We start from the raw sequence: 23,867 nt of genomic DNA on the forward strand, positions 1-23,867 counted from the left end.
CGACCGCTCACTCGCCCGTCCGGCCCGTGCCGCCGCCGTCCCGCCGCCGGCGTCCGCGACCGACCGCGCCGACGATGACCTTGACGCCGAGCCCGAGAACGACCAGATCAGCAATCATCTGGCCGGTGACCACCAGCCGCGCCGCTTCGGTCTTCGCCGTGATGTCACCGAAGCCGACCGTCGCGAACACCGTGACGGTGAAGTACAGCGCGTCGGTGCGGGTCAGCGGCTCGCTGAAGTCGCCCGGCGACAGGCGGGACATGACCGTGTACGTACCGGAGAACAGCAGCAGGAAGAGGGGAACGCTCGTGGCCAGCGCTGCCACGGCCCGCAGGACGGGAAACGGTGACGCGATGATTGCGCGGACCTGCAAGCCGATCAGCCCGACCAGGACCGCGAGCCCGGCGACCAGGATCGCCACAGCGGCACTCGCGGAGGACCTGTCCAGCGGCACCAGATAGTAGATCCCGATCAGCACGACGATCGATCCCGCCGCCCGCACGAGGGTCAGGGCGGTCGACAGGTGTGGAGGTAGCTCGGTGCGTGACCCCTTGCTCGTGGCATCTCGACCAACGGTCATCGACCCAGGCTAGAGCCCGGACCGTCAGTCCATGTCGCCCCGGCGACCCCGCTTGATCTGGCCGCGCCGCTTCTTGTCGGCGATTCTGCGTTCCACCGCTCCCCGGGAAGGGCGGGTGGCGCGGCGTACGCGCGGCGGTGGTGCGATGGCTCCGGCGACGATGCCGGCGAGCCGGGCCGCCGCTGCCTCGCGGTTGCGCAGCTGGGAGCGGTGCTCCGATGCCACCACGGTCAGTACGCCGTTCACGAGGCGGGACCCGAGGCGCTCGATCGCGCGGTCGCGCAGGGAAGCCGGTAGCAGGTCCGAGCCGGCGAGGTCCCAGGAGAGTTCCACCCGCGAGTCCGTGGTGTTGACGCCCTGTCCGCCGGGTCCGCTGGACCGGGAGAACCGCCACGACAGCTCCGCGGCCGGGATCACCAGCCGCTCGTTCACCTGGACGTCGTCGGGCACGCGGCCCAGCATGGCATCGCCCGGGCGGTATCGCCACGCGGTTTGTGATCAGGAGAACGCGGTCGAACCGATGCTGGCGAGGACCACCAGGAGCACCGCGGCGATGGCGGTGGGGCTCAGGGGCTGGGCGAGCAGGAGCCAGCCGGCCAGGGCGGCGACCGCGGGTTCGAGGCTCAACAGGATGCCGAAGGCCCGCTGCGGCAGGCGGCGCAGGGCCGACATCTCCAGGGAGTACGGGATCACCGAGGCGAGCAGGCCGGTGGCGAGCGCGATCACCAGCAGGTGGGGTGAGGTGAGCGCCTTCTCGGCGCCGGTCACGCCGCCCGGCAGGAGGACCAGGGCTCCGACCGTCATGGCGACCGCGAGGCCGCCCTGTCCTTGGACCGCGACGCCGGCGCGGGAGCCGGCCAGGATGTAGAGCGCCCAGAATGCTGCCGCCACGAGCACCAGCAGCACGCCGACCGGGTCCAGGGTGGTGCCGCCGTCGGCGAAGCCGAGGGCCGCTACTCCGGCGGCGGCGAGCAGGACCCAGGCGAAGTCTCGGAGGCGCCGGGACAGGACGGCGGCGAGGGTGAGCGGGCCGAGGAACTCGATGGTCACTGCCGGTCCCAGCGGGATGCGGGCGATGGCCGCGTAGAAGAAGCCGTTCATCCCGGCCAGGGAGGCGCCGAGGAACAGCACTGCCCGCCACTGGTGCCGCTGCCATGACCGTACGGCCGGGCGGGCCACGGCGAGCAGGACGCCGGCTGCGAGGCCGAGGCGCAGCAGCGTCGCGCCCGCGCTGCCGGTCACGGGGAAGAGCCGTGCGGCGAGGGCCGCGCCCACCTGGAGGGAGGCGCAGGAGCCGAGCACCATGAGAACGGCGGGGCCGGGGGCGGGCGCGACGCGGGACGGGGCAGTGGTCACCGCTTCACCATCGCCACGGCGCAACCGTTCGTCCAGCGAATGTTTCTGGGCAATAATCGTCAGCGATGTTGGACGTTCATCGGCTCCGGCTGCTGCGCGAGCTCGATCGGCTCGGCACGCTGGCCGCCGTCGCGAAGGCGTTGAGCTACAGTCCGTCCGCCATATCGCAGCAGCTCAGCGTGCTGGAGGCGGAGACCGGGGCGACGTTGCTGGAGCACGTGGGGCGGGGCGTACGGCTCACCGCCCAGGCCCGCATCCTGGTCCGGCACGCCGAGGCGATCCTGGAACGGATGGAGCTGGCCGAAGCGGAACTGGCGGCCAGCATGACCGACGTCACGGGCACGCTGCGGGTCGCGTCCTTCCAGTCCGTGATGCTCGCCCTGGTTCCCGGGGCGCTGTCCCGGCTGACCGCCGAGCATCCCGGCCTGCGGGTGGAGATCACCCAGTCGGAGGCGGCACCGGCCTTCGCCGGCCTGCTCGCCCGGGATTTCGACGTCGTGCTCGGTGAGTGCTACCCGGGTCTGCCCGAGCCCGGCCTGCCCGGTGTCGACGAGGAGGATCTGCTCGAGGACGAGATGCGGATGGCCGTACCGAAAAGCGGTCCCTGGTCCCGGACCCGGCTGGCGGACCTGGCCGATGCGCCCTTCGTCTTCGATCCGGAGGAGGCGACGGCGGGCCGGTGGGCGCGGCACGTCTGCCGCATCGCGGGTTTCGAGCCCGACGTCCGGTTCCAGAGCCCCGACCTGCTGCTCCAGCTGCGACTGGTGGAGACGGGGCACGCCGTCGCCTTCGTACCCGATCTGCTGTGGACCGGGCGTGCCCCCGGAGATCTGGAATTGCGGCACCTGCCGGACCGGCCGCGACGCCGGCTTTTCACCGGTGTGCGCAGCGGCTCGGCAAAGCAGCCGGCGATCCGTGCCTTCCGGTCCGCGCTGCAAGTCACGGCCGGAGGTTGAGGTTCGCGATACTGGAACCCGATACAGGGAGGTTGCGTGTCCGCTCAGCCCGCTCCGGTCGCCGAGACCGGCTATCCGTGGCCCATCGAAACCGCGCGCCTGGACAACGGCCTGCGCATCGTCGTCAGTGAGGACCACACCGCGCCCGTGGTGTGCGTGAACCTCTGGTACGACGTCGGCTCGCGGCACGAGCCGGCCGGCCAGACCGGGTTCGCCCACCTCTTCGAGCACCTGATGTTCGAAGGTTCGGCGCACGTCGGCAAGACCGAGCACATGCGGTACGTGCAGGGCGCCGGTGGCTCGCTCAACGCCACCACGAACCCCGACCGCACCAACTACTTCGAGACGCTGCCGGCCGAGCACCTCGAGCTCGCGCTCTGGTTGGAGGCGGACCGGATGGGCGGGCTGGTTCCCGCGCTCACCCAGGAGACCCTGGACAACCAGCGCGAGGTGGTGAAGAACGAGCGGCGCCAACGGTACGAGAACGTCCCATATGGCGACGCGTGGCTGCGCCTCCTGCCGCTGCTGTACCCGCCGGGGCACCCGTACCACCACGCGACCATCGGGTCCATGGAGGACCTGAACGCTGCGAGCCTCGAGACGTTCCAGGCGTTCCACGCGCAGTACTACGCCCCCAACAACGCCGTGCTGACCGTGGTCGGGGACGTCACGCCGGGCGAGGTCGTCGCCCTCGCGGACAAGTACTTCGGCATGATCGAGCCGGTCCCGGACATCCCCGCGGCGCCGCACGGGCACCTCCCCGGCCCGGCCACCTCGCCGGCGCGGGAGACGGTGACCGGCAGCGTCCCGGCGCCGCGGGTGTACTTGTCACACCGCACCCATCCGTTCGGTACGGCCGGGTACGACGCGATCACCGTGCTCGCCGCGGTGCTGGGCAGCGGCCGCGGCAGCCGCCTCTACCAGCGGCTGGCCGACGGCGCCCGGATCGCCCAGCCGGACTACATCGGCGCGTACGGCGTCGACCTGGCCCACGCGCCGGCACCGCTGATCGTCACGGCGACCGCGAAGGACGGGGTGGACGCCGCGACGCTGGAAGCCGGCGTGGCGGAGGTGCTGGACGGCATGGCCACCGAGCCGGTGACCGAGACCGAGCTGGAGCGGGCGAAGGCACTGCTCACCACCGCGTGGTGGCGGCAACTGTCCACGGTCGGCGGGCGGGCGGACACCCTCGGCCGGTACGCGACCCAGTTCGGCGACGCCGCGAGTGCCGCGTACCGGTTGCCGCAGTGGCAGGCCGTGACCGCCGGCGACATCGCCGAGGCCGCCCGCACGCTGAACCCGGAGTCCCGGGTGACCCTCGTCTACCTCCCGGAAGGGACCGAAGCATGAGCCTCGTCGCGACCCGGCCCGATCCGGGCGACGCCCGCCCGTACGCGTTCCCGGCGATCCGCCGCACCTCCGTGGCCGGCGGCGAGGTCGTCGCCGCGCACCTGCCGGGCCAGCTCCTCGCGACGGCGTCGCTGCTGCTCGACGCGGGCGCGGCCAGGGAGACCGCGGGCCGTGAGGGTACGGCCGCCGTCCTCGCGAAGTGCCTGGAGGAGGGCACCCGGACCCGCGACTCGGCGGCGTACGCGCTGGCCCTGGAGGGGCTCGGCGCGGAGCTCACCACCTCGGTGGACTGGGACTCGTTCCGGGCCGGCGTGTCCGTGCCGGCGGATCTGCTGCCCCGTGCCGTGACCCTCATGGCCGAGGCGGTCCGCACGCCCCGCCTCGACCCGGCCGACGTCACCCGGGTTCGCGACGACGAGGCGACCGCCCTGCGCATGGACTGGGCGCAGCCGGGGCCACGGGCCGACGCCGCGCTGCGCGCCGACCTGTTCGGCGCGGCCGAGCGGTACGGCCGGCCCCTGCACGGCGACCCGGCGTCGATGGCGGCGGTCACGGTCGAGGACGTGCAGGCATTCCACACCGGCTGGCTGACCCGTCCCGGCGTCCTGCTGGTCGCCGGCGACCTGGACCGGCTCGACCTGGCGGAGCTGGGTGCGGCGGCGTTCGCCGGTACGTCCGGTGCGCCGGTGCCCGCGGAGGGGCCGCTGGACGTACCGATCGCCGGGAGCCGGCGGGTGCTGCTCGTCGACCGGCCCGGCTCGGTGCAGTCGACGCTGCGCCTCGGCCACCGGGCGCCGGAGCGGGCGCACCCGGACTACGTGCCGATCACCCTCATGGGAACGGTGCTGGGCGGGGCGTTCACGTCCCGGCTCAACCACCTGATCCGCGAGGTGAAGGGCTACACGTACGGCATCCGCGCGGACTTCGCGATGACCCGCCGGTTCGGCCGTTTCGGGGTCAGCTCGTCGGTGCAGACGGCGGTGACGGCACCGGCGCTGGCGGACACCGTCGGCGAGATCGCCCGGACCCGCCTGGACGGGGTCACCGAGGAGGAGCTGGCGGTCGCGCGTACGTGGCGGGCCGGGTCGCTCTCCGTCGACATGCAGACGCCCGGCTCGATCGCCGGCGCGCTCGCCACCCTCGTCGTGCACGGCCTGCCGGACGACTACTACGTCACGCTGCGCCAGCGGCTGCTGGACGCGACGGTCGAAGACGTGTCGGCGGCCGCCGCGAAGTACCTGCACCCGGACGGGCTGACCCTCGTGGTCGAGGGCGACGGCGCGCTCATCCGCGAGGAGCTCGCGGCCAGCAAGATCGGCGATGTCCTCGACGCGGACTTCTGACGTACGATGTCGGGCCGCCGCCGTGACGGGCGGCGGTCCGAGTATTGCCAGGGCGTGTTCCAGGGGGTTTCAATGGCCCCGAGCCTCTCTGAGAGCGCTCCCGCGAACGTTGGGACCCTGACATGCCCACGAACCTGACGGCGTCGTCCGCATCGTTCACCCGCCGGCGCCCGCTTCCCCGGCAGGCGGCGGCACCACCCGTGCCCGCCCCGGACGCCGCCGCCGGCACCTGCGCGCCCCGGCACCTCGTGGACCGGTCACTCGCCGAGCCGGTCGGCCGCGCGTACCACTACCTCGACGTCGTGCAGGACGCCTATGTCAAGGGCGGCGAACCGCGGCTGCTGCAGAGCTACAACAACGAGAGCGAGCTGCTGACCACCGCGTTCGTCTACGACAACGCGCTCGCGATCCTGGCCTACCTCGCCAACCCGACGGTCGCGAACGTGCGGCGCGCCCGGCTCATCGGCGACGCCCTGCTGTGGGCGCAGGCCAACGACGAGACGTTCAGCGACGGCCGGGTGCGGCAGGCGTACGCGGCGGGACCGATGCAGTTCTACGGCGGCGGACCGGCCTTCCCGGGCCTCAAGCGCGAGGACGGCAAGGCCGCGTTCCTGTGGCCGTTCGGCTTCGGCGGCTCGTCGACGGGCGACATGGCCTGGGTGGGGCTCGCGCTGGCACAGCTCTACGCCGACACCCGGATCCGCAAGTACCTCGACGGCGCGGTGGGCCTCGGCCTCTGGATCGCCGGCCGGCAATCGCCCTACCGGTACGGCGGCTTCCACGGCGGCTTCCAGGAGGACGGCCGGACGCCGCAGCGCTGGGCGTCGACCGAGCACAACATCGACGCGTACGCCCTCTTCACGCTGCTCGCCAAGCTGACCCGGGAACGGCGCTGGACGACGCGCGCGGACATCGCGGCCGCCTTCGTCCGCGAGATGTGGAACCCCGCCGGCCGGCATTTCTGGACCGGCACGATCAGCGAGGCCCCGGACGAGATCAACGTCGGCAACGTCCCCGAGGACGCCCAGAGCTGGGGATTCCTCGGCCTCGGCGACCACCGCTACGACGAGTCCGTCGACTGGGCCGTCCGGAACCTGGGCAACACCGACGGCCGGGTCTCCGGCCTGACGTACAGCAGCCAGGCCAAGGTCCTCACCGGTACGGTCTCCGGCAGCGCGCAGACCAGCAACCCGGGGGCGGTGTGGCTCGAGGGCACCGGCCACGCCGCGCTCGCCCTGCTCAAGCGCGGCGGCCCGGGCGATGCCGCACGAGCCCGGCAGCTGCTGCAGGCGACCGTGACGGCCCAGGAGTCGCTCGGCGCCGGGCAGACCGTCGGGCGGACCGCGGACCCGCGAGGCGGCCTGCTCTCCAGTCCGGCCGAGGGCGGCACGTGGACCGGCACCCCGCTCCCCGCCGCCTCCGGCATCGTGGCGGCCACCGGCGCGTTCGAGACCGGGTTCGGCTTCGGCTATTTCGGCCTCCAGCACGTCGGCACCACGGCGTGGTTCCTGATGGCGGGGCAGAACTTCAACCCGTACCAATGACGGCCCGGATGTGACCTGAGCCCTGTTCCTTCGGTACGGGTGGCCGCCGCCGGATACCGTCGCCCGCATGACGATCACGACCCCCGCGCCCGTGACGAAGCCGGTCCGGGCTCGCCGGGCCGCCTGGACGGTGCTGCTCTGGCTGCTGGTGCTCCCCGGCACCGCGTGGGCGGTGGCTCGGCTGGGCGGCTGGGAGCGCGGTCTGTTCATCCAGTTCTTCGCCTTCACCCCGTACGTGGCCGCCTGGTCGGCCGTCCCGGTGATCGCGGCCCTGGCCACCCGCCGCTGGCTGGTCGGCGCGGTCGCAGCGGTCACCCTCGCCCTGTTCGCCGTCACCGTGCTGCCCCGCGCCATGGCCGACGACGACCGAGGGCCGCAGACCGGCGTGAAGCTCCACGTCATGACGTCGAACATGCTCTTCGGCAACGCGGACGCCGCCCAGATCGTCCAGCTGGTCCGGGACAACGACGTGGCGGTGCTGGCGCTGCAGGAATTCAGCCCGGCCGCCAAGGACCGGCTCGCCCAAGCGGGTCTCGGCAGCCTGCTCCCGTACTCGTCCCTGGGCCCCGAATACGGAGCAAGCGGATCGGGCCTCTACTCCCGCTTCCCGATCACCGCCCCGGGCATCCACGACAACGGCGGCGGCTTCCGCCAGGCGTACGGCACGATTAAGCCCCCGGGGGCGGGACCGATCGTCGTCGAATCCGCCCACCCGCTGGCACCGGCCGCACGGTCGGCCCTGGCGGGCTGGCGCTCGGACCTCGAGGCCGAGCCCAAGCCGGACCGCGCCGGGCCGCCCCGCATCCTGCTCGGCGATTTCAACTCGACGCTGGACCATCAGCCGCTGCGCTCACTGATCGCCAAGGGCTACCGGGACGCGGCGGACGCCACGGGCAAGGGCCTGATCGGCACCTGGGGCCCGTACGACGGCGACCCGATCCCGCCGGTCACCATCGACCACGTCCTGGTGGACGAGCGCCTCGGGGTCGGGGCCACGGCCGTGCACGGCGTCCGTGACAGCGACCACCGCTCGATCGTCGCGGAGGTCATCCTCCCGGCCGCGTGACCGGCAGCCCCATCAGCGCCTCGACACCGCGGGTGTACGTCGTGACGGGGACCGCCTCGGGATCGGTGAGGTACTGCAACGCGACGCCGATGTCGAGGGCGAGCAGCAGCGCCGCGGCCTGGTCGGTAGGCAGGGGCAGCCGATCCCCGAGCACGGCGGCGTCCTCCGCGAGATGTGCGCGGACCGTCCGCAACCACTCGCGGAAGAGGCCGCGGTGGCTCTCGTCGCGCATGCCGAAGAGCCAGAGCTCGACGAAGGCCATCGCGAACCGGCGTACCTCGGGCGTCGGGGCGTGCGCCTCGTAGCTCTCCCCCATCGACTTCACCCAGGATTCCGCCGTCATCCGGGACCGGACCGGCTCCTCACCGTCGAGCTTGCGCTGCAACAGGGCGGCGATCAGGTCCGTCTTGCCGCCGAAATTCGCATAGATCGCGCCCTTGGTCAGACCCGCCGCCGCCGCGATGTCGTCGAGTGTCGTCCGGTGGATCCCGCGATCTCCGAAGAGCGTCTCGGCACTGTCCAGCAATCGCTCGCGGGTGCGTTCCTGCTGCTGCGCGCGGGTCAGTCGCTCGGCCATGTCGCCAACCTATCCCATTGACATTCTTGCCGGTATCCAGATACTCATGGGTATCCGAATACCGATCGGTATGTGAGGCGGCCATGCTGCACATCGACTCCTTGACCAAGGTCTATCGCCGTGGCGTACGGGCCAATGACGGCATCAGCCTCGACGTCGGGGCGGGCCAGGTGACCGGTCTGCTCGGCCACAACGGGGCCGGCAAGACCACCCTGCTGCACCAGGTCGTCGGGCTGGTACGCCCCAGCGCCGGCCGGATCCGGCTGCTGGGTCGTGACCCGGTGGCCGACCCGGCGTACGCCCGCACCGCCTGTTCCTTCCAGCCGCAGGCCCAGGCTCCGCTGACCGGCGTCACCGCCCGGCAGGCCATCGAGATCGTCGGGCGGATCCGGGGCGGCGCGCGGCGCGCCGTGCGGGGACGTACGGCCGAGCTCCTGGCGGCCCTGAACATCGAGGAGTGGGCGGACGCCCCGGCGGAACGGCTCTCCGGCGGGGTCCGGCGGCTCACGGCGTTCTGCATGGCGATCGTCGCGCCGGGCCGGCTGGTGATGCTCGACGAACCCACCAACGACGTGGACCCGGTGCGCCGCCGCCTGCTCTGGGAGCAGGTCCGCGCGCTGGCCGCCGCCGGTCACGCCGTCGTGCTCGTCACCCACAACATCGCCGAGGCGGAGCGCGCGATCGACCAGGTCGTCGTCCTGGACCACGGCCGGGTGGTGGCGGCGGGCAGCCCCGCGAGCCTGGCCGCGGGACACGAGATGCGGCTGGAGGTCACCGCACGCGCCGGCGGCCCGCCCGGGTGGGCACGGACCGTGCATCGCGACGGTGACCGGCTGACCGTGACGCTCGCGGCGGCGGACGCCCCGCGCGCCGTGGCCTGGGCGCAGCTGCACGCCGACCGCTTCGCCCTCCATCCGGCCGGCCTCGAAGAGGTCTACGTCGGACTCACCGACGCCCCGGAGGGAGCAGACCGTGCGCCACTGGTTCCGTAGTTACCTGCTGCTCGTCCGCTGGACCGCCCTGCGGCTGCGGTTCGTCCTCCCGCTCGTCCTCATCGTCCAGATCTTCCTGGCGGTCGGCATCGTCGTGGGGTTCGCGTACCTGGTGCCCGGCATCGACCCGGCGACGGCGCTGTGTCTCTCGACCGGCGCTCCGACCCTCGGCCTGATCACCATCGGCATGGTGATGGCGCCGCAGCTCATCGCGCAGTCGAAGACCGAGGGCACCTTCACGTACAACCGGACGCTGCCCGTGCCGCGCACCGCCGTGCTGGCCGCGGATCTGACGACCTGGCTCGTGACGGGTGCTCCCGGGCTGCTGCTGGGCCTGCTCACCGCGGTGCTCCGCTTCGATCTCCGGCTGCGGGTCAGCCCGTTGGTGGTCGCGGCGATGCTGCTGGTCGCGCTGACCGCCACCACGGCCGGCTTCGCCCTCGCGTACGCGGCCCCGCCGGCGACCACGAGCCTGGTGACGCAGGCCCTGGTCTTCGTGGCGTTGATGTTCTCGCCGATCAACTTTCCCGCGGACCGGCTTCCCGGCTGGCTGCAGGCGGCGCACCAGGTGCTGCCGTTCCAGTACATGGCCCAGGCCGTACGGGAAAGCCTCACGTCGCCGCCGGACGGAATCTCGGCCCTTCCCTACGCCGTTCTCGGCGGGTGGTGCCTCACCGGCCTGGTCATCACCCTGCGCGTGATGACCAGGCGGGAGTGACGGCTCAGGCGCGGGCGGCGGTGCGGGACAGGCCGTACGTCAGCGCGTCGGTGAGTGCCTTCCAGCTGGCCTCGACCACGTTCTCGTGGACACCCACCGTCGTCCACTCGCGGTTGCCGTCGCTGGTCTCCACCAGGACGCGCGTGATGGCGTTCGTGCCGTGCGAGCCCTCCAGGATGCGGACCTTGTAGTCGGCGAGCTCGAAGTTCTCGAGTTCCGGGTAGTGCTTGGACAGCGCCGTGCGGAGGGCTTCGTCGAGGGCGTTGACCGGGCCGTTGCCCTCCGCGGTGGCGATCACGCGCTCTCCGCGTACCCGGACTTTGACGGTGGCTTCCGAGACGACCGCGCCGTCCTCGCGGTGCTCGACCTGCACCCGGTAGGACTCCAGGCTGAACGGCCTCGCCAGGGCGGCACCCGGCAGGGCGTCGCGGACCAGCAGTTCGAAGGAGGCGTCCGCCGCTTCGAAGGACCAGCCTCCGGCCTCCAGATCCTTGACCTTGCGGGTCACCTCGGTCAGGGTGTCCGGGTGGCCGGCCAGGTCCAGTCCGAGCTCACGGCTCTTGAGCTCGATGCTGGCCCGGCCGGCCATCTCCGTCACCAGGATCCGCATGTCGTTGCCCACCACCGCCGGGTCGACGTGGTTGTAGAGCAGCGGATCCACCTTGATCGCACTCGCGTGCAGCCCCGCCTTGTGGGCGAATGCCGCGGCCCCGACGTACGCCTGGTGGGTGTCGGGGGCGATGTTGGCGATCTCGGCGAGCGCGGTCGACACCCGCGTCGCCTTCTCGAGGCAGCCGTCCGGTAGGACCTTCAGCCCGAGCTTGAGTTGCAGGTTGCTGACGACGGCGAAGAGGTCGGCGTTGCCGGGCCGCTCGCCGTAGCCGTTGGCCGTGCACTGGAAATGCTTGACGCCCGCCTCCACGGCGGCAACGGTGTTCGCCACCGCGCAGGACGTGTCGTTCTGGCAGTGGATGCCGAGCCGATCGGCGGGGACGCCGGTCCGTGCCACCACGTCCTGGATCGCGGCGGTGACCATCGACGGGAGCATGCCGCCGTTGGTGTCGCACATGATGACCCGCTCGGCGCCGGCGTCGAAGGCCGCGCGGACCACGGAGGCGGTGTAGTCGGGGTCGTAGCGGAAGCCGTCGAAGAAGTGCTCGCAGTCCACGAACGCGCGGCGCCCGTTGGCGACCAGGTGGGCGACCGTGTCGCGGACCATCGCCAAATTCTCGTCGCCCGTCGTACGCAGGGCCCGTTCCACGTGCCGGATGTCAGACTTGGCGACCACACAGACCACCGGGGTCTCGGCGTCGAGCAGCGCCTGCACCTGGGCGTCCCCAGCGACGTCCACGCCGGCCTTGCGGGTGGCACCGAAGGCGACCAGGACGGCGTGCTTCAGGTCCAGCTCGGTCTTGGCCCGGCGGAAGAACTCCGTGTCCTTGGGCATGGCGCCGGGCCAGCCGCCCTCGATGAAGCCGACCCCGAACTCGTCCAGCAACCGCGCCACGGCGAGCTTGTCGACGACCGAGTAGCTGATGCCCTCGCGCTGCCCGCCGTCGCGCAGCGTCGTGTCGAACACCTGGTAGGTCATGGGGAGTTCCTTTCGGCGAGACCTGACGACCCAACAAAAAGACCCCCCGGCGGATGCGGGAGGTCTGCGCGTCGGCGGTGGGGGGCCGGCGCGCTAGGTGCCAATAATGAGCACGGAAAGTCGGGTCACGTAGGAGAGCATGCCACTCACCGTGCGTTCGTGGGACAGAAGTCCAGAGTTCGGGACAGCGGTCCCCGTGTCGGGTGTCCCGCACGGGGTACACCCACCCCATGAGCTATCCGCAGAACGATCCGCGCCGGGCCGGCGGCCTGATCTCGGACGCGCAGGGCGAGTTCGTCGAGCAGGAGGGTGACGGCGGAGATGAAGTGCGCGGCGGTGAATCGGGCGAACCACCCATGGAAGACAACCGCATGGTGGGTCCACGTGAGGAGATCGACAAAGCCCGCTAGGCCCATCGCCCGTTAAGTTGGACGCGTGCACCCCCGGAATCTGACCTTCTCCGCCAGCTACAACTTCCGTGACGTCGGCGGGTACGCCGGACTCGACGGCAGGACGGTGCGCTGGCGCCGCCTGTTCCGCTCCGACTCCCTGCACCGGCTCAAGGGCGACGACCTGGCGAGGTTCGGCGAGCTCGGCGTCCGCACCGTCATCGACCTGCGCCGGCTCTTCGAGGTCGAGGAGCACGGCCGGGTGCCGGAGGCCGAGGGACTGGCGTACCACAACCTCGTGCTGCAGCACGTCGACTGGGAGACGGTGCCCGAGCCGGAGGGCACCGCGCACGACCGCTGGCTGGCGGACCGCTATCTCAACTTCCTCGAGGACGGCCACGAGGGCCTCGCCGCCGCACTCGCTCTCATCGCCGATCCCGATGCGGCGCCGGCGGTCGTGCACTGCATGGCGGGCAAGGACCGCACGGGCGTCGTCTGCGCCCTGACCCTGTCGCTGTTGGGCGTCTCGGACGCGGACATCGCCGCCGACTACGCGCTGACCGAGGTCGCCATGGCGTCGCTGACCGAATACCTGACGCGGACCCGGCCCGACATGGTTCAGGACAAGTACCACATGTTCGACTGCCCCGAGGACGCCATGCTGATGTTCCTCAGCGACCTGCGGGACCGGTACGGCTCGGTGGAGAAGTACGTGCGCGAGATCGGCATCAGCGCCGAGCAGGTGGCCGCGCTGCGCGACCACCTGCTGACGCCGGCGTCCTAGAACACGCGGTGGACCCAGCCGAACGGGTCCTCGGCACGACCGCGCTGGATGTCGGCCAGCTGTTGGCGCAGGCCCATCGTGACCTCGCCCGGGCCGCCGTCGGCGACCGTGAACTCGCCCTCCGGCGACCGGACGGTGCCGATCGGCGTGATCACCGCGGCGGTGCCGCAGGCGAACGCCTCCCGGATGCGGCCGGAGGCGGCGCCCTCACGCCATTCGTCGATGCTGACCGGACGCTCCTCGACCCGGCGCCCGGCCCGCTGTGCCAGCTTGAGGATCGAGTCGCGGGTGATGCCCGGCAGGATCGTGCCGCTCAGGGGCGGGGTCACGAGGGAACCGTCGTCCATCACGAAGATGACGTTCATGCCGCCGAGCTCGTCGACGTACTTACGCTCCACCGCGTCGAGGTAGACGACCTGGTCGCAGCCGTGCTCGATGGCCTCCGCCTGCGCGGACAGGCCGGCTGCGTAGTTGCCGCCGCACTTCGCCGCGCCGGTGCCACCGGGGGCGGCCCGGGTGTAGTCGGGGGTCACCCACACCGTCACCGGCTTGACGCCGCCGCTGAAGTAGGCGCCGACCGGCGAGGCGATGACCAGGTAGAGGTATTCCATCGCCGGGCGCACACCGAGGAAGACCTCACTCGCGTATGCGAACGGGCGCAGGTAGAGGCTGCCCTCGTCGCTCTCGGGGATCCACTTCCGGTCGATCGTGATGATCTGGCGCAGCGACTCCAGGAACATGGGCTGGGGCAGGGCCGGCATCGCCATCCGCTGGGCCGACTGGGCGAACCGCGCGGCGTTGGCGTCCGGGCGGAACATCGCGACGCCGCCGTCGGGCGTCGTGTACGCCTTCAGCCCCTCGAAGATCTCCTGCGCGTAGTGCAGCACGGCCGACGCCGGGTCCATCGGGATCGGCGCGCGGGCCTCGACGCGGGGCTCGTACCATCCTTTGCCCTCCGCGTACCGGACGGTGACCATGTGGTCGGTGAAGATGCGTCCGAAGCCCGGGTTGGCCAGCAACGTCGCGCGGTCCGCGTCGCTTACGGGCGCCGGGTTCGGACGGATCTCGAAGTCGAGGTTGTCACCACCACTCATGGGAGCTGACCTGCTTTCTCTCGCGAAGAAAAAGGAATATGAGCATGACGGAGCACCCGCAGCGCTCCATGAACTTACCCCGAACGACCGTTAAAGCCGACCACCCGAAGGGCGATCGGCCCGGGGATACGGTCCGTCATCCGACGGTACGCAGAGCGCACCGCGAGGGAATCATGCGGGATCAGCGCATTTGTCGCACATTTCCCTCGTCGGCGGCCCTGACCGCCGACGCTCGCCGCAGGAATCAGGCGAGTACGGCGGCGACCCGGTCTCCGACCTCGGCGGTGCGCAGCGGGGCCCCCGGCGTACGGGAGGCGACCTCGGCCGCGACCGCCTCGGATACTCGGCGGGCCTCGTCCGGATGCCCGAGGTGCTCGAGGAGCAGGGCGGCGGAGAGGATGGCGGCAGCCGGGTCGGCGATGCCCTGGCCGGCGATGTCGGGCGCGGATCCGTGCACCGGCTCGAACGTCGACGGGTACGCGCGCTCCGGGTTGACGGAGCCGCTGGCGGCCATGCCGATGCCGCCGGTCACGGCAGCGGCGATGTCGGTGAGGATGTCACCGAAGAGGTTGTCGGTCACGATGACGTCGTAGCGCTGCGGGTTGCTCACCATGAACATGCTCGCGGCGTCGACGTGCTGGTATTCGGTCGTGACGTCGGGGAACTCGGCGGCCACCGCCTGGAAGGTGCGCGACCACAGCCCGCCGGCGTGGGTGAGCACGTTGGTCTTGTGCACCAGGGTCAGATGGCGGCGCTCGCGGCGCTGCGCCCGCGCGAAGGCGTCCCGCACGACCCGCTCGACGCCGTGCCGGGTGTTGAGGCTCTCCTCGGTGGCGATCTCGGCGGGCGTGTCGCGGTGCAGAACGCCGCCGGCGCCGACGTACAGCCCCTCGGTGCCCTCCCGGACGACGACCATGTCGATCTCGCCGGGCTTGAGGCCGGCCAGCGGGCTGGTGGTGCCGGGCCACAGCCGCGAGGGGCGCAGGTTGACGTACTGATCGAAGTCGAAGCGGAGCTTGAGCAGCAGCCCGCGCTCGAGGACGCCCGGCGGGACGCTGGGGTCGCCGATGGCACCGAGCAGGATGGCGTCGTGGCCCGCGAGCTCGTCCTCGACCGACCGGGGCAGCACCTCGCCGGTGCGGTTGTAGAGGCGGGCGCCCAGGTCGTACTCCTGGTACTCGGCGCCGGGAAGGACGACCTCGATCACCTTGCGGGCCTGCGCGGTCACCTCGGTCCCGATGCCGTCGCCGGCCACCACCGCGATCCGCGCCACCGTCACGTCCACTCCCTCGATCGGTCCGACCTGGACGAGCCTACCGAGGCGTCCCGGTCTCCGGTACGCCGGTCCCAGACTGTGGATGAAGGGACGCCGGACGCGAACAACCCCCGCGGATCGCGGCAACGATCGCGGGGGCTGTCACGACGAAAACGCGTGGCTCGCGCCCGCCGGGGTGCATAACCGCACGGAACAGCCACAGAAGTGTCACCCGAAGACACGCCCGCAGGCCCCGCGCGGCAAGGACCAACGCTAGCGATGCGGACTAATGTCGCGCAAGACGCATCCCCCGCGTGTCGGCGCGACAATGGGATCCAACGCCCACCGGTATGGCACCATGCGCCGGTGAGTTTCGACCTCGTGGTGTGGGCCATGGACAACGCGGACATGCCGGACGACGTGCGTGCCGCCAACGAGCGGTGTGCGCGCGGCGAGCATCCGCAACGCCCCGCCGACCCCCGCGTCGTCGCCTTCTATGACGCACTGACCAGCACGTACCCCGACCGCGGGCCGCACGCGTCGCTGGGCGGTTCCCCCTGGGCGAGCGCACCGCTGCACGCCGCCGCGGACCACATCCAGATGCGGCTGGACGAGAACTGCGCCGACGAGGTGCTGGAGACGATCGAACGCCTCGCCGGCGAGTTGAACCTCGACCTGCTCGACCTCCAGGACGGCACCGTCTACCCGCCGCCGGTGAAGGCCCGCTGACCGGCGTCAGTCCTCGTCGCGCAGGTCCGCGATGCTTCCCTTGGTCGCACCGATCGTCGTAGCCACCGTGGACAGCAGCTCCGCGTCCACCGACGAGTCCACGGTCAGCGCCATCAGGGCCTCGCCGCCGGCCTCCCGGCGGGCCACCTGCATGGCCGCGATGTTGACGCCCGCCTCGCCCAGGATGGAGCCGATCGCGCCGACGATGCCGGGCCGGTCGGCGTAGCGGAAGAAGAGCAGCACACCCTCGGCGTCGAGCTCCAGGTCGAACTCGTCGATCCCGGTCAGCTTCCGCGAGTCACGGCCGCCGGCGCTGTGGACCGTACCCGTGATGGTCACGCGGCGGCCATCGGGGAGCGCTCCGCGTACCGTGACGAGGTTGTGATGGTCCGACTCCTCGTCGAAGACCACGAGCTCGACCTCGACGCCGCGATCCGCCGCCAGCTGCGGGGCGTTGACGTAGGTGACCTGCTCCTCGACGACCGAGGTGAAGAGCCCCTTGGTCGCCGCCAGCTTGAGCACCGTGACGTCGTGCGACGCGATCTCGCCACGCACCTCGACCGTCACGCTCGCCGCGATGCCGCCCGCCACCGCGGTGAAAACCTTGCCCAGGCGCTCCGCCAACGGCAGCAGGGGCCGCACGTCCTCGTCGACGACGCCGCCGGCCTGCACGTTGACGGCGTCGGGCACGAACTCGCCCTGCAAGGCGAGCTTGACGCTGCGCGCCACCGACAGGCCGGCCTTGTCCTGCGCCTCCACCGTGGACGCGCCCAGATGTGGCGTCGCCACCACGTTGTCGAACGCGAACAGCGGTGACGCCGTGATCGGCTCGGTGGTGAAGACGTCGAGGCCCGCGCCCGCCACGCGGCCGTCCGCCAGCGCGTCGGCCAGCGCCCGCTCGTCGATCAGGCCGCCACGGGCGGCATTCACGATGCGCACGCCCGGCTTGACGGTCGCGAGCTCCTTCTCACCGATCAAACCCAAGGTCTCGGGGGTACGCGGTAAGTGCACGGAAATGAAGTCGCTCTCCCGCAGCAGCTCGTCGAGCCCGACCAGCCGCACGCCCAGCTGTGCCGCCCGGGCGGGCTGGATGTACGGGTCGTACGCGATCAGCCGCGTCCCGAACGCGGCCATGCGCTGGGCGAACAGCACGCCGATGCGCCCCAGCCCGACCACGCCGACCGTCTTGCCCTGCAGCTCCACACCGGTGTACTTCGCGCGTTTCCACTCGCCCCGCTTCAGCGCCGTGCTCGCGCTCGCGGTGTTGCGGGCCACCGCCAGCAACAGGGCGATCGCCTGCTCCGCCGCCGAGACGATGTTCGACGTCGGCGCGTTGACGACCATGACCCCGCGCGCCGTGGCGGCGGGCACGTCGACATTGTCCAGCCCGACGCCGGCCCGCGCGACGACCTTGAGCCGGGGCGCCGCGGCGATGGCCTCCGCATCGACCCGCGTCACGCTCCGCACGATGATCGCGTCGGCGTCGGCCAGCCCGGCGAGCAGCCCGGCCCGGTCGGCGCCGTCCACATGGCGCACGTCGAAATCATGAGCGAGCACGTCGAGAGCGGCAGGGGCAAGTTCCTCAGCGATCAGTACGACGGGAGTCATGCGTCTCCATCTCGCAGGCTGCCGCGATCGTATGCCCGCCCCATGTCACAGCGGCGTGACGGCCATCACACATTCGTAACCGCGGCCGGCGGCCCGCGTGATGTCGGACCCGGCCGCTAACCTGCCACGCATGACGACGACCCCCGAAGACGAAGACTCCGCGCCGGTGGTGCCCGAGCCGCCGCGCCGCGTGCCGTTCGGGGTCGCCGTGACGACGTCGTTCCTCGTCCTGCTCGCCCTGCTGCTCTTCGTCGGGGCGATCGCGACGCTGGTCCCCTCCGGCATCTACCGCGACGAGGTCGGTGAGGCGGCGGCCGAGGGCCTCGGCACGGCCCTGATCGCGATCGCGGCCGTGCTGGTCGCCGCGACGGCCTGGTCGTTCGCCCGCAACGGCAACACCGTCGGGCCGATGATCGTCGGCGGCCTCACCGTGCTGGCCGGCCTGATCTGCCTGGCCCAGGGCGTCATGGCGGACACCGACGGTGTGCGGGTGGGCCTGCTCGCGCTCGCTGTGGGCCTGGGCACCACCCTGCCGGCGCTGATGGGTCAGAGCCCGCTCTACCTGGCGGCCCGGCGAGTCTGGGCCCAGGCCGAGAAGGATTGGCTGCACGACCTGGCCACCCCGGAGGCGGCGCCGTTGATCCAGCCCTGGCAACCGCCCCAGCAGGGTCAGCCGTGGCCGGGGCCGCACTACGGGCCGCCCCACCAGCCGCAGCCGTATCCGGCCCAGCTTGGTCAGCCGGTTCAGCCCGGTCAGCCGGCAATGCCGTATCCGGGTCAGCCAGCGATGCCCTACCCAGGCCATTACCCGGGTCAGCCGGGGATGCCCCCGGCGATGCCGTCCGTGAACCAGCCGTGGCCCGCTGCGACGTGGCCGGCCCAGGCGACGCCGGCCTCCGCGCCGCCCATGCCGGGGGCGCAGCAGAACCCGCCGAGCGAGGCGCCGCAGGTGCCGCACTCCGGACCCCCGCACGCGGCCGCCCAGCATGCCCCTACCGAGCAGATTCGCACCGCCACCCCGCCGGCACCGGCGTCGGTATCGACCTCGGAGCCGGCCACATCGGACAGGCCGAACAGCGCACCTCCGGCCGCCCCCTGACGGGCGGTTACACGCGAGCGTGCGGGATCGACCCGCGGGCGATCGGGGGAATCGGAGGCAGCCCCGCCGAAGCCCGGCCGTCGAACTGCCGGAACGTCTGCGCCTCCGCGTCCAGCCCGTCGTACAGCAGCTCCAGGTCCAGGCTGCCCACCGGCGGGTAGACGCGCTCCCGCGGCGGCTCCTCCCCTACCCCGAGCGCTCCCTCCGCCACCATGAAGTCGACGATGGCCTGCCGCACCGCCGGCAGCGTCACCGGCGAGTGGTAGACCACGTTCAAGGCCTGCATGCGCATGCCCTGCACGTGTTCCTCACCCTTGTTGTCGTGGAAGTGCGGGTTGCGGGTCTCGATCTGCAGCACCGGCACCGAGCCCGCCATCACGTCCGGCTCGTTGCTCTCCAGGACGCCGCCGAACTGCTCGAACATGTCCATGTACTCGTACGGTTCGACGGCGAAACCGCCGGCGAGCCGCAGCTTCAGGCCCAGCTCCAGGCTCATGGCGTGCTCACCCGCGTTGCCGGTCGCGATGACCTCGGTGCCGAAGCCCGAGTACTCGGCGAGGAAGCGGTTGAGCCACTCGTTGGTGATCTGTGAGCTGCGGCCCTTACGGCTGAAGAACAGGCGCCCGTCGCGGAGCTTCGGCTTGGAGTGCCAGGAGATCCGGACCATCGAGTACGGGCTGTCGGCCAGGTGCAGGCCCGCCGCGTACGCCTTGCAGTATTCGTGGACGGCGCCCGGCACGTAGTTGTCCGCGTCGACGTAGCCGAGGTAACCACGGCCGGTCATCGCGGCGACGGCCATGCCGATCAGCATGGCTTCGCCCTTGCCGTTGCGCACGAGCCCGTCGTCGCCGATGAGTTCCGCCATCCCGGCCGCCTTGAAGGCCGCGGCGAGGCCCGGGTCCTTCTGGTGGACGGCGATCGCGGAGCGGCCGGCGAGGCGGCAGAACTGTTCGAGGGTCTGCGCCTCGATCTCGTACCGGTCCACCGGCAGCTTGTCGCTGTTGGAGATCAGCACAATGAGACAGTCGTGCGGAATTCCGGAGAGCACTCCTTCGATGACGCTTCGTGTCTCATTCATGCATGGGATGACGATTACCATTTGCGACTCGACAGCCCGCAATGCCTCCGGTGCCACCACCCGGCTACCAGCGGAAAAAGCGGGCCGGCCGGTGTCGTGCACGGCGCCCGAGTCGAGCTCGATCACCCTCTGCAGCTCGTGAATCCGGACCGCGCCGAAGCGCTCACTCCGGAAAGAATCAGCCAGTCGCATGCGGCGAGGCTACCTGTTCCACACCACCCGCAAGCGCCTTAACCCTGCACAATTCGCCGGTGACGCCGAGTAGGTAAGCGGGACGTAACGCGCACGTTTCCGGTAATCGAATGATGACGGAGAACGCCGGACCAGGAGGCCTCGCCAGGCCCCTGATCCGGCGTTCAGCGACGTGGTGTCAGGCCGTTTCCGTGATCGGCCGGTCGACCCAGCTCATCATGTCGCGCAGCTTCTTGCCGGTCACCTCGATCGGGTGCTCGGCGCCCTCCTTGCGGTACTGCTGAAGGCGCTGGCCGCCCGCCTCGTCGTCCGCGATCAGCGTCCGGGTGAACTCGCCCGACTGGATCTCGGCGAGGATCTTCTTCATCTCCTCCTTGACCGACGCGTTGATCACGCGCGGGCCGCTGACGTAGTCACCGAATTCCGCGGTGTCCGAGACGCTGTACCGCATCCGCGAGATCCCGCCCTCGTACATGAGGTCGACGATGAGCTTCAGCTCGTGCAGGCACTCGAAGTACGCGATCTCCGGCGCGTACCCGGCCTCGGTGAGCACCTCGAAGCCGGTCTGCACCAGCGCGGCCGTGCCGCCGCAGAGCACCGCCTGCTCGCCGAAGAGGTCGGTCTCCGTCTCCTCCTTGAACGTCGTCTTGATGACGCCGGCGCGGGTGCCGCCGATCGCCTTCGCGTACGACAGGGCGAGCGCCTGGGCGCCACCGGTGGCGTCCTGCTCCACGGCGATGAGGGCGGGCACGCCCTTGCCGTCCACGTACTGGCGGCGGACCAGGTGACCCGGGCCCTTCGGAGCGACCATCGCGACGTCCACGTCCGCCGGGGGCTTGATCAGCTCGAAGCGGATGTTGAGGCCGTGCCCGAAGAAGAGCGCCTTGCCGGCGGTCAGGTTCGGGGCGATCGACTCGGTGTAGATCTTGCGCTGCGCGGTGTCCGGCGCCAGCACCATGATCACGTCGGCCCAGGCGGACGCCTCGGCCGGGGTCATCACCCGCAGGCCCTGTTCTTCGGCCTTGGCCCGGCTCTTCGAGCCCTCCTGCAGGCCGACCACCACGTCGACGCCCGAGTCGCGCAGCGACAGCGAGTGGGCGTGCCCCTGGCTGCCGTACCCGATGACGGCGACCTTGCGGCCCTGAATGATGGACAGGTCGGCGTCGTCGTCGTAGAACGTTTCCGCGGTCATGACTTCCTCTCGAGATAGGACAGAACTCAGGCGGCGCGCAGCGCCGGGCCGGTGGTGATGGAACGGGAGCCGCGGCCGATGGCCACGAGGCCGGACTGCACCATCTCCTTGATGCCGAACGGCTCGAGGTCGCGCAGCAGCGCGTCCAGCTTGTCGGGATTGCCGGTCGCCTCGATCGTGAGGGTGTCCGGTGCGACGTCGATCACCTTCGCCCTGAAGAGCTCGACCGTCTCGAGCACCTGCCCGCGCACCGCACGGTCGGCGCGCACCTTGACCAGCAGGAGCTCGCGCTGGACCGACTGCTGCGGGTCCAGCTCGACGATCTTCAGGACGTTCACCAGCTTGTTGAGCTGCTTGGTCACCTGCTCCAGGGGTGAGGAGTCGGCGTTGACCACGATCGTGATGCGGGAGACGTCCGGGTTCTCCGTCTCGCCCACCGCCAGCGAGTCGATGTTGAAGCTCCGCCGCGAGAAGAGGCCGCTCACCCGGGCGAGCACGCCGGGCTTGTTCTCGACCAGCACGGAGAGGGTGTGCTTGTTGGTAGTCACAGGTCGTCCTCGTCGAAGGTGGGGCGCACGTCCCGGGCGAACATGATCTCGTCGTTGCTGGTGCCGGCCGCCACCATGGGCCAGACCATGGCGTCCTTGCCGACCGTGAAGTCGATGACCACCGGGCGATCGTTGATCTCCATGGCGGCCTTGATGGTGGCGTCCACATCGGCCTTGGACTCGCAGCGCATGCCGACGCAGCCCAGCGCCTCGGCGAGCTTCACGAAGTCGGGGATGCGGTGCTTGTGGGTGCCCAGCTCGGTGTTGGAGTAGCGGCCCTCGTAGAACAGGGTCTGCCACTGCCGGACCATGCCCAGGTTGCCGTTGTTGATGACCGCGACCTTCACGGGGATGCCCTCGAGGGCACAGGTCGCCAGCTCCTGATTGGTCATCTGGAAGCAGCCGTCCCCGTCGATCGCCCACACCTGAGTGCCGGGCTTGCCGACCTTCGCGCCCATCGCCGCCGGCACCGCGTAGCCCATGGTCCCGGCGCCGCCGGAGTTGAGCCAGGTGCCGGGCTTCTCGTACTTGATGAACTGCGACGCCCACATCTGGTGCTGGCCGACGCCCGCCACGTACACCGCGTCCGGGCCGACCAGCTCGCCGATCCGCTCGATGACGTACTGCGGGGCGAGGGTGCCGTCGGTCGGCTCGTCGTAGCCGAGCGGATAGCGCTGGCGCAGGTCGTTGAGCTGCGCCCACCACGGCTCGTACGCGGAGGCGCCGGCGGCCGTGCCGGAGACGGCCGCGATCAGCTCGTCGATGACATGCCGCGCGTCGCCCACGATCGGGACGTCGGCGTGCCGGTTCTTGCCGATCTCGGCCGGGTCGATGTCGGCGTGCACGACCTTGGCATCCGGGGCGAAGGAGTCGAGCTTGCCGGTGACCCGGTCGTCGAAACGGGCGCCGAGGGTGACCAGCAGGTCGGACTTCTGCAGCGCGTACACGGCGGGAACCGTGCCGTGCATGCCGGGCATGCCCAGGTGCTGCGGGTGCGAGTCGGGGAAGGCGCCGAGGGCCATCAGCGTGGTGACCACCGGGATGCCGGTCACCTCGGCGAGCTTGCGCAGCCCGTCGGTGGCGCCGGCCTTGAGCACGCCGCCGCCCACGTACAGGACCGGGCGCTTGGCCGCGGCGATCAGCCGGGCCGCCTCCCGGATCTGCTTGCCGTGCGGGTGCAGGGTGGGCCGGTAGCCGGGCAGGTCCAGCGTCGGCGGCCAGGAGAAGGAGGTGTGCGCCTGCAGCACGTCCTTCGGGATGTCGACGAGCACCGGGCCCGGGCGGCCGGTCGAGGCCAGGTGGAAGGCCTCCGCCATGATGCGCGGGATCTCCTCGGCCGACTGGATCAGGAAGTTGTGCTTGGTGATCGGCAGCGTGATGCCCTGGATGTCCGCCTCCTGGAAGGCGTCCGTGCCGATGTACTGCCGGCCCACCTGGCCGGTGATGGCCACGATCGGCACCGAGTCCATGTACGCGTCGGCGATCGGCGTGACCAGGTTGGTCGCGCCCGGGCCGGAGGTGGCGATGCAGACGCCGACCTTGCCCGTGGCCTGGGCGTACCCCGTGGCGGCGTGCCCCGCGCCCTGCTCATGGCGCACCAGGATGTGCCGGACCTTGGAGTCGTAGAGGGGGTCGTACGCCGGCAGGATGGCCCCGCCGGGGATGCCGAAGGCCACCTCGACGCCGAGGGCCTCGAGCGACCGCACGAGCGAACCGGCTCCGCTGACCGGGGTCGGCGACACCGCGGCTACGGCGCCGGCCGCGGCCGCGACGGTGGCCGGGGTGGCACGGTGGGCGAGGGTCTCGGGCGTGGGTCTCGTCATGGC

General features: G+C 71.1%; 23 protein-coding genes. 11 read left to right on the top strand and 12 right to left on the bottom strand.

The features are described from left to right. Positions 1-7: 7 nt before the first annotated feature. Genes ACIBO8_RS23560 through ACIBO8_RS23570 form a run of 3 tightly spaced genes read right to left on the bottom strand, consistent with a single transcriptional unit; the run spans position 8 to position 1,936 of the window. Complete coding sequence (locus tag ACIBO8_RS23560) at positions 8-580, bottom strand: ion channel (protein WP_396117418.1); 573 nt, start codon at positions 578-580, stop codon at positions 8-10. A 24-nt stretch (positions 581-604) separates the two neighbouring features. Continuing rightward, positions 605-1,042: an alternative ribosome rescue aminoacyl-tRNA hydrolase ArfB gene (arfB, locus tag ACIBO8_RS23565; RefSeq protein ID WP_396117419.1), complete on the bottom strand. Its 438-nt coding sequence runs from the start codon at positions 1,040-1,042 to the stop codon at positions 605-607. Positions 1,043-1,078: 36 nt separating this feature from the next. Next, positions 1,079-1,936, bottom strand: coding sequence for an EamA family transporter (locus ACIBO8_RS23570; protein WP_396117420.1), 858 nt, complete (start codon positions 1,934-1,936; stop codon positions 1,079-1,081). Positions 1,937-2,001: 65 nt separating this feature from the next. Between ACIBO8_RS23570 and ACIBO8_RS23575 the strand changes: the two genes are divergently transcribed. The 5 genes from ACIBO8_RS23575 to ACIBO8_RS23595 all read left to right on the top strand — a co-directional run bounded on the left by ACIBO8_RS23575 (position 2,002) and on the right by ACIBO8_RS23595 (position 8,195). Further along, positions 2,002-2,892 (top strand): LysR family transcriptional regulator, encoded by an 891-nt coding sequence (locus tag ACIBO8_RS23575; RefSeq protein WP_396117421.1) that lies wholly within the window; start codon positions 2,002-2,004, stop codon positions 2,890-2,892. A 36-nt stretch (positions 2,893-2,928) separates the two neighbouring features. After that, positions 2,929-4,242, top strand: coding sequence for a M16 family metallopeptidase (locus tag ACIBO8_RS23580; RefSeq protein WP_396117422.1), 1,314 nt, complete (start codon positions 2,929-2,931; stop codon positions 4,240-4,242). Further along, a complete protein-coding gene (locus tag ACIBO8_RS23585; RefSeq protein ID WP_396117423.1) occupies positions 4,239-5,585 on the top strand; it encodes a M16 family metallopeptidase in 1,347 nt (448 codons plus the stop codon). Before ACIBO8_RS23580 ends, ACIBO8_RS23585 begins: the two co-directional genes overlap by 4 nt. 122 nt (positions 5,586-5,707) lie before the next feature. Further along, complete coding sequence (locus ACIBO8_RS23590; RefSeq protein WP_396117424.1) at positions 5,708-7,129, top strand: hypothetical protein; 1,422 nt, start codon at positions 5,708-5,710, stop codon at positions 7,127-7,129. A gap of 67 nt (positions 7,130-7,196) precedes the next feature. After that, entirely contained in the window at positions 7,197-8,195 is a 999-nt protein-coding gene (locus ACIBO8_RS23595; protein WP_396117425.1) for an endonuclease/exonuclease/phosphatase family protein, read from the top strand. On the opposite strand, the gene ACIBO8_RS23600 is transcribed toward ACIBO8_RS23595, so the two are convergent. Beyond that, positions 8,176-8,772 (bottom strand): TetR family transcriptional regulator, encoded by a 597-nt coding sequence (locus tag ACIBO8_RS23600; protein ID WP_396117426.1) that lies wholly within the window; start codon positions 8,770-8,772, stop codon positions 8,176-8,178. The genes ACIBO8_RS23595 and ACIBO8_RS23600 overlap by 20 nt on opposite strands. 83 nt (positions 8,773-8,855) lie before the next feature. Between ACIBO8_RS23600 and ACIBO8_RS23605 the strand changes: the two genes are divergently transcribed. Both ACIBO8_RS23605 and ACIBO8_RS23610 read left to right on the top strand, forming a co-directional pair. After that, complete coding sequence (locus ACIBO8_RS23605; protein WP_396117427.1) at positions 8,856-9,764, top strand: ABC transporter ATP-binding protein; 909 nt, start codon at positions 8,856-8,858, stop codon at positions 9,762-9,764. Further along, the gene (locus tag ACIBO8_RS23610; RefSeq protein WP_396117428.1) at positions 9,745-10,482 is read left to right on the top strand and encodes an ABC transporter permease; all 738 of its coding nucleotides are present in this window, start codon (positions 9,745-9,747) and stop codon (positions 10,480-10,482) included. The genes ACIBO8_RS23605 and ACIBO8_RS23610 overlap by 20 nt, the downstream gene beginning before the upstream one ends. A 4-nt stretch (positions 10,483-10,486) precedes the next feature. On the opposite strand, the gene cimA is transcribed toward ACIBO8_RS23610, so the two are convergent. Beyond that, a complete protein-coding gene (cimA, locus tag ACIBO8_RS23615; RefSeq protein ID WP_396117429.1) occupies positions 10,487-12,073 on the bottom strand; it encodes a citramalate synthase in 1,587 nt (528 codons plus the stop codon). Between the two features lie 230 nt (positions 12,074-12,303). Here cimA and ACIBO8_RS23620 point away from each other — a divergent pair, with 230 nt between their 5' ends. Both ACIBO8_RS23620 and ACIBO8_RS23625 read left to right on the top strand, forming a co-directional pair. Further along, on the top strand, positions 12,304-12,483 hold the full coding sequence (locus ACIBO8_RS23620; RefSeq protein ID WP_396117430.1) for a hypothetical protein: 180 nt from the start codon (positions 12,304-12,306) through the stop codon (positions 12,481-12,483). Between the two features lie 25 nt (positions 12,484-12,508). Next, complete coding sequence (locus tag ACIBO8_RS23625; RefSeq protein ID WP_396117431.1) at positions 12,509-13,246, top strand: tyrosine-protein phosphatase; 738 nt, start codon at positions 12,509-12,511, stop codon at positions 13,244-13,246. Here the strand turns inward: ACIBO8_RS23625 and ACIBO8_RS23630 are convergent. Beyond that, entirely contained in the window at positions 13,243-14,340 is a 1,098-nt protein-coding gene (locus ACIBO8_RS23630) for a branched-chain amino acid aminotransferase (protein WP_396117432.1), read from the bottom strand. The two genes, ACIBO8_RS23625 and ACIBO8_RS23630, sit on opposite strands and share 4 nt — an antisense overlap. A 244-nt stretch (positions 14,341-14,584) precedes the next feature. After that, entirely contained in the window at positions 14,585-15,613 is a 1,029-nt protein-coding gene (locus tag ACIBO8_RS23635; RefSeq protein ID WP_396117743.1) for a 3-isopropylmalate dehydrogenase, read from the bottom strand. A gap of 375 nt (positions 15,614-15,988) precedes the next feature. Here ACIBO8_RS23635 and ACIBO8_RS23640 point away from each other — a divergent pair, with 375 nt between their 5' ends. Beyond that, entirely contained in the window at positions 15,989-16,324 is a 336-nt protein-coding gene (locus ACIBO8_RS23640) for a hypothetical protein (RefSeq protein ID WP_396117744.1), read from the top strand. Between the two features lie 6 nt (positions 16,325-16,330). On the opposite strand, the gene serA is transcribed toward ACIBO8_RS23640, so the two are convergent. Further along, positions 16,331-17,932, bottom strand: coding sequence for a phosphoglycerate dehydrogenase (serA, locus tag ACIBO8_RS23645; RefSeq protein WP_396117433.1), 1,602 nt, complete (start codon positions 17,930-17,932; stop codon positions 16,331-16,333). 130 nt (positions 17,933-18,062) lie between these two features. Here serA and ACIBO8_RS23650 point away from each other — a divergent pair, with 130 nt between their 5' ends. Continuing rightward, positions 18,063-19,031, top strand: a complete 969-nt coding sequence (locus tag ACIBO8_RS23650; RefSeq protein WP_396117434.1) for a hypothetical protein — start codon at positions 18,063-18,065, stop codon at positions 19,029-19,031. Positions 19,032-19,038: 7 nt separating this feature from the next. Here ACIBO8_RS23650 and mpgS read toward each other — a convergent pair whose 3' ends face one another. The 4 genes from mpgS to ACIBO8_RS23670 form a co-directional block, all read right to left on the bottom strand. Then, positions 19,039-20,301 carry a mannosyl-3-phosphoglycerate synthase gene (mpgS, locus tag ACIBO8_RS23655; RefSeq protein ID WP_396117435.1) on the bottom strand — a complete coding sequence of 421 codons (1,263 nt, stop codon included), beginning with the start codon at positions 20,299-20,301 and terminating at the stop codon, positions 19,039-19,041. A gap of 178 nt (positions 20,302-20,479) precedes the next feature. Next, positions 20,480-21,493 carry a ketol-acid reductoisomerase gene (ilvC, locus tag ACIBO8_RS23660; protein WP_396117436.1) on the bottom strand — a complete coding sequence of 338 codons (1,014 nt, stop codon included), beginning with the start codon at positions 21,491-21,493 and terminating at the stop codon, positions 20,480-20,482. Between the two features lie 26 nt (positions 21,494-21,519). After that, on the bottom strand, positions 21,520-22,041 hold the full coding sequence (gene ilvN, locus ACIBO8_RS23665; protein WP_364704832.1) for an acetolactate synthase small subunit: 522 nt from the start codon (positions 22,039-22,041) through the stop codon (positions 21,520-21,522). Next, on the bottom strand, positions 22,038-23,864 hold the full coding sequence (locus ACIBO8_RS23670; RefSeq protein ID WP_396117437.1) for an acetolactate synthase large subunit: 1,827 nt from the start codon (positions 23,862-23,864) through the stop codon (positions 22,038-22,040). The genes ilvN and ACIBO8_RS23670 overlap by 4 nt, the downstream gene beginning before the upstream one ends. Positions 23,865-23,867: the final 3 nt, after the last annotated feature.

The organism is Actinoplanes sp. NPDC049681 (assembly GCF_044465265.1).
Taxonomy (GTDB): Bacteria; Actinomycetota; Actinomycetes; order Mycobacteriales; family Micromonosporaceae; genus Actinoplanes.